This window comes from Streptomyces sp. L500, from assembly GCF_054551825.1.
Genome location: NZ_JBTOLC010000092.1, coordinates 1 through 5,464, shown reverse-complemented (window position 1 = coordinate 5,464; position 5,464 = coordinate 1). Strand labels below are relative to the sequence as shown.

Here is a 5,464-nt window from a genome sequence, read left to right as displayed (position 1 = left end):
CGCACCATCCTGATTGACCGCCGAACCCCGCACCACCGCCAGGACGGTGTGCCCATTACGCCGGGCATCCGAAAGCCGCTCCACGACGAGCAGGCCGACGCCCTCCGACCAGCCGATGCCGTCGGCGGACGCCGAGAACGGCTTGCACCGCCCGTCCTTGGCCAGGCCGCGCTGCTGGGAGAAGTCGATGTGCCCGCCGGGCGTCGCCGCCACGTACGAGGCTCCCGCCAGGGCCAGCGTGGACTCGCCCGAGCGCAACGACTGCACCGCCAGGTGCAGGGCGACGAGCGAGGACGAGCAGGCGGTGTCGAGGGAGACCGCGGGTCCTTCGAGACCGAGGGTGTAGGCGATGCGCCCGGATCCCATGCTGCTGAGCTTGCTCGTCATCAGATAGCCCTCGAACTCGCCGGGGGTCTCCAGGTCGAGGTAGCTCTGCTCGACGAGGCCGGTGAAGACGCCGGTCCTGGTGCCCTTGAGCGTGCCCGGGTCGATGCCGGCGTGTTCGAGGGCCTCCCAGGCGGTTTCCAGGAGGAGCCGTTGCTGCGGGTCCATCGCCAGGGCCTCCCGGGGGGAGATCCCGAAGAAGGAGGCGTCGAAACGGGTGGCATCGTCGACGAAACCGGCCTGCCGGACGTAGGTCCGGCCGGGCTTGGTGGGGTCGGGGTCGTAGAGGTTGTCGAGATCCCAGCCACGGTCGGTGGGGAAGTCGGTGATGGTGTCCCTCTCGTCCGTCACCAGCCGCCACAGGTCGTCCGGCGACCCGGCGCCGGGGTAGCGGCAGGCCATGCCGATGATCGCGACAGGCTCGTCCTTGCCGGACTCGAGCTCGGTGACGCGCTGGCGGGCCTTCTGCAGGTCACCGGTCACCTTCTTGAGGTAGGCGAGCAACTTCTCTTCGTTGGACATGCGAAACCTCGGATCTCCTTGGAGTACGTCCGGCGGGGTGAGAGGAGGGGGAGGGGGTGCGCTGAGCTTTTTTTGGGGGGTAGCGGGCCCCGGGCAGCCCCATGCGGGGCCGCCCGGGACCGGGGTTCAGTGGGCCGGGTCGCCGATGCCGTCGAGTTCGGTGTCGATCAACGCGAAGATCTCCTCCGCCGACGCCTCCTCGATCCGGCCGGCCAGATCGTCCCGGCCCGTGCCGGTGCTCACGGTCTCGGTGAGCCGGGACACGAGCGTCTGGAGGCGTACGAGGATCCGGGCGCGGTCCTGGCCCTCCGCCGGCCGACCGGCAAGCGCGGCTTCCAGGGCGTCGAGCGCGGCCGCCTCCGGGCGCCGGTCGTCCACTGCGCCCTCGGGGGCGAGTTGGCCGAGCAGGTGATCGGCAAGCGCGGCGGGCGAGGGGTGGTCGAAGGCCAGCGTGGCCGCGAGCCGCAGCCCGGTCCGCTCCCCGAGCCGGTTGCGCAGGTCCACGGCGGTCATGGAGTCGAAGCCCAGCTCCTGGAAGGCACGGCCCGGCTCGACGGCACCGGGCTCGGCGTGCCCGAGGACGGCGGCCACCTCGGTACGCACCAGGTCGAGGACGAGCGTGTGACGCTCCTCGGCGGACAGCCCGGCGAGCCGACCGGTCAGCGGGTCACCGGGGGCGGCGGACGTGGCCGCGCCACGCCGGCGCACCCCGTTCACAAGAGCGCTGAGCACCTCGGGCACCCGGCCGCTCGCACGCAGGGTCGCCGTGTCCAGCGGCAGGACCACCGGCGCGGGATCACCCGTGCGCAGCGCGGCGTCCAGGAGCCGTACCCCCTCGTCGGGTGCGATCGGGCGGAAGCCCTCGCGCAGGTAACGGTTGCGGTGGGTCGCCCCCAGGGCCGCGTTGATGCCACCGGCGACGTCCCACAGGCCCCAGGCGACACCCGTGGCGGGCAGGCCCTGGGCCGCCCGGTACCGGGCGAGGCCGTCGAGGAAGGCGCTCGCCGCGGCGTAGTTGGCCTGGCCGGGCCCGCCGATCACACCGGTGGTCGACGAGAAGAGCACGAACGCGGTCAGGTCCAGGCCACGGGTCAGCTCGTGGAGGTGCCAGGCGGAATCCCCCGTGGCGCGCAGCACGGACGTGAGGGCTTGGGGGGTCAGCTCGGGAAGCAGGGCGTTGTCCAGGATCCCCGCGAGGTGCACCACCGCCGTGAGCGGCCGGTCCTCGGGAACACCGGCGAGAGCGTCGGCGAGGGCGGCACGGTCGGCCACGTCGCATTCGGCGACGCCGACGTCCGCGCCCGCCGCCCGCAGCTCCCGCACGAGCTCGGGGTCGGTCCACTCCTGGGCGGGGCGCCGGTCGAGCAGCAGCAGGCGGCGCACCCCGTGCGCGGTCACCAGGTGCCGGACGACGTACGCGGCCAGGGCGCCGCCCGCGCCGGTGACCAGGACGGTGCCGGTGGCGGAGAAACCGGCCGGCGCGGGGGCGGGATCGGGTGCGGTTTCGGTTTGGGGTGCGTGCTGCGTGGTGTGACGCAGCCGGGGCAGCAGGGCCGTCCCGTCGCGCAGCGCCGCCTGCGGCTCGCCGGAGGCGAGTACCTCGGACAGCAGCGTGCCGGAAGGCACCGTGCCGGCGGTGGCGTCGACGAGGACGATCCGTCCGGGTGCCTCCGCCTGGGCGGAGCGCAGCAGCCCCCACACCGCGGCGGCGGCCGGGTCGTCCGCCTCCGTGGGGCCGGTGGCAAGGCCGCCACGGGTGAGCACCACCAGGCGGACGCCGGCAAGCCGTTCGTCGGAGAGCCACCGCTGGACCAGCTCCAGAGCCCGCCCGGTCGCGCGGTGCGCCGCGCCGATGACGTCCGCCGGGTCCCCGGAGCCCCCGGCGCCGGGCTCGGCGAGCACGGCGTCGACCGCCGCACCCGCCGCGACCGCGTCGCCGACGTCCGCGACCGTGGCGAAGGCGAGGGCGCCGGGGATGCCGGGGCCCGTCGCCGTTTCACCGAGCACGCCCCAGCGCGGCGGTGTGCCGGGCAGGGCGGCGGACAACGGGCTCCACCCCAGCTGGTGCAGCGGCAGGAGAGCGGCGCCCGCAGGGGTGGGCGCCTCCTGAGGAACGTCACGGAAGGCGATCCGGTCGACGGTGAGGACCGGCTGCCCGGCCACATCCGTCAGCTCCAGACGGAAAGCGCCGTCGCCGGTCCCGGCGGCCCGGACGCGGACCGTGGAGGCGCCGGTGGCGTGCAGCCGCACACCCTGCCACTGGTCAGGGACACGGAGGCTCCCGGCGGGGGCGTCGCCCGCGAGGTCGCGCACGGCGTGCTCCAGGAGCGCGGGGTGCAGACCGTAAGCGGCGGCGTCCGGCAGGAGTTCCTCGTCGAGGACGATCTCCCGCGTTTCCGGTGTGCCGCCTGTGTCGCCGCCCACGGGGGTGGCAGGCGCCGGGTCCGTCGTGGTGGTGGCAAGGACGCCCTCAACGTGCGTGGCCCAGCCGGTGTCGGTGGCGAGGTGGATGGTGACGGGGCGCCGACCGGTCTCGTCGGGTGCGCCGACGACAGTCTGCAGCCGGGTGGACCCGCTGTCCGGCAGCACCACGGGCCGGTGCACGGTCAGGCTCTCCAGGTGTTCCGCACCGACCTCGTCGGCCGCCCTGATCGCGGCTTCGACCAGTGCGGACGCCGGGAGCACCGGCGTACCGGCCGGCCCGTCCTCACCGATCCAGCCGTGGGTGCGCGCGGAGAGACGGCCGGTGAACACGACCTGTCCGCTCCCGGCGACCTGTACGGCCGTACCCAGCAGCGGGTGCCCGGTGGCATCCGGTCCGGCCCCGGCCTCGTCGGGTGCCGTGGGCTCGAGCCAGTAGCGGTGGTGCTGGAAGGCATAGGTGGGCAGGGGGACACGGCGGGCGCCGGTGCCCGTGAAGAAGGCCTCCCAGTCGACGGTCACGCCCCGGGCGTGAAGGGCGCCGAGCGCCGTGACGAGACTCTCGACCTCCCGGCGATCCCTGCGCAACGCCGCCACCGCCGACGCGTCCGAACCCACGTCGAGGGAGGACTCCGCCAACGCGGTCAGAACAGCGTCGGGACCGAGCTCGAAAAACGTGGTCACCCCTTGCCCGGCCAGGTACTGGACACCGTCATGGAAACGGACCGTCTGACGGATATGCCGGGCCCAGTACGCAGGAGAGGTCAACTCCTCCTCGGTCGCCAACATGCCCGTGACATTGGAAACCACCGGAATACGGGGAGCATGGAAAGACAGCTTTGACGCCACCTTCTCGAACTCCTCCAGCACTCCTTCCATATGCGCGGAGTGGAACGCATGGCTGACCATGAGCCGCCGGACCTTACGACCCTGCACACGCGCCACCTCGGCCACAGAGCCAACCGCGTCGGCATCACCTGAAATCACCACGGCATCGGGTCCGTTGACCGCCGCGATATCCACACCCTCACGACCGGCCAGCAGCTCGCGCACGTCGTCCTCGCTCGCCTGCACCGCGAGCATGGCACCACCAGCGGGCGCCGACTGCATCAACCGGCCACGCGCGGCCACCAACGCCGCAGCATCCCCCAGATCCAGCACCCCGGCCACATACGCCGCCACCAACTCACCAACAGAATGCCCGGCCACGAAATCCGGCCGCACACCCAAAGACTCCACCAACCGGAAAAGCGCCACCTCCACCGCGAACAACGCCGCCTGCGTATTCACGGTCTCATCCAGACCCTCACCCGAAACGATCACCTCGCTCAACGGCCGCTCCAGATAAGCGTCCAGCGCACCCGCCACCTCATCGAAAGCCGCCGCGAACACCGGGAACACCTCATACAGCTCCCGGCCCATGCCCACGCGCTGCGCGCCCTGCCCCGTGAACAGCAACGCCAGCCGCTCCGGCACCCGCACACCACGCACCACACCCACCGACGAATCACCCGAAGCCAGCGCACGCAACCCCGCCACCAAACCCTCACGATCCGAGCCGATGACGGCGGCACGGTGGTCGAACGCGGTGCGAGTAGCGGTGAGCGACATACCGATGTCGTACGGGGTCGTTCCCGTCCGGTCCTCCTCGACGTACGCCAGGAGGCGTTCGGCCTGGTCGCGCAGTGCGGCCGGGGTCCGGCCGGAGAGCGTCCAGGGGATGGCGGGCAGGGACTTCACCGGCTCCTGCGGGGCCTGCTGCTGAGCGGGGACGCCCTCCTGCTCGTCCTGCGGCTGTTCGATGATGACGTGGGCGTTGGTGCCGCTGATACCGAAAGAGGAGATGCCCGCGCGACGGGGACGCCCCGCCTCCGGCCACTCGCGCTCCTCGGTCAGGAGCTCCACGGCACCGGCCGTCCAGTCCACATGCCCCGTGGGCTCGTCGACATGCAGCGTGCGCGGCAGTACCCCGTGGCGCATCGCCTGGACCATCTTGATGATGCCGCCGACACCCGCCGCAGCCTGGGCGTGACCGATATTCGATTTCAGCGAGCCCAGCCACAGCGGCCGCTCCCGCGTGTGCTCCTGGCCGTAGGTGTTGAGCAGGGCCTGCGCCTCGATGGGGTCACCGAGCGTG

At 72.4% G+C, this 5,464-nt stretch carries 2 protein-coding genes; both read right to left on the bottom strand.

Features of this window, described 5'->3' with window-relative positions:
• On the bottom strand, positions 1–906 hold a 906-nt coding region (locus ACX9I7_RS32260; RefSeq protein ID WP_459389347.1), incomplete at its 3' end, for a beta-ketoacyl synthase N-terminal-like domain-containing protein.
• Positions 907–1,032: 126 nt separating this feature from the next.
• The coding region (locus tag ACX9I7_RS32255) for a type I polyketide synthase (protein ID WP_459389346.1) at positions 1,033–5,464 on the bottom strand (4,432 nt) is incomplete at its 5' end.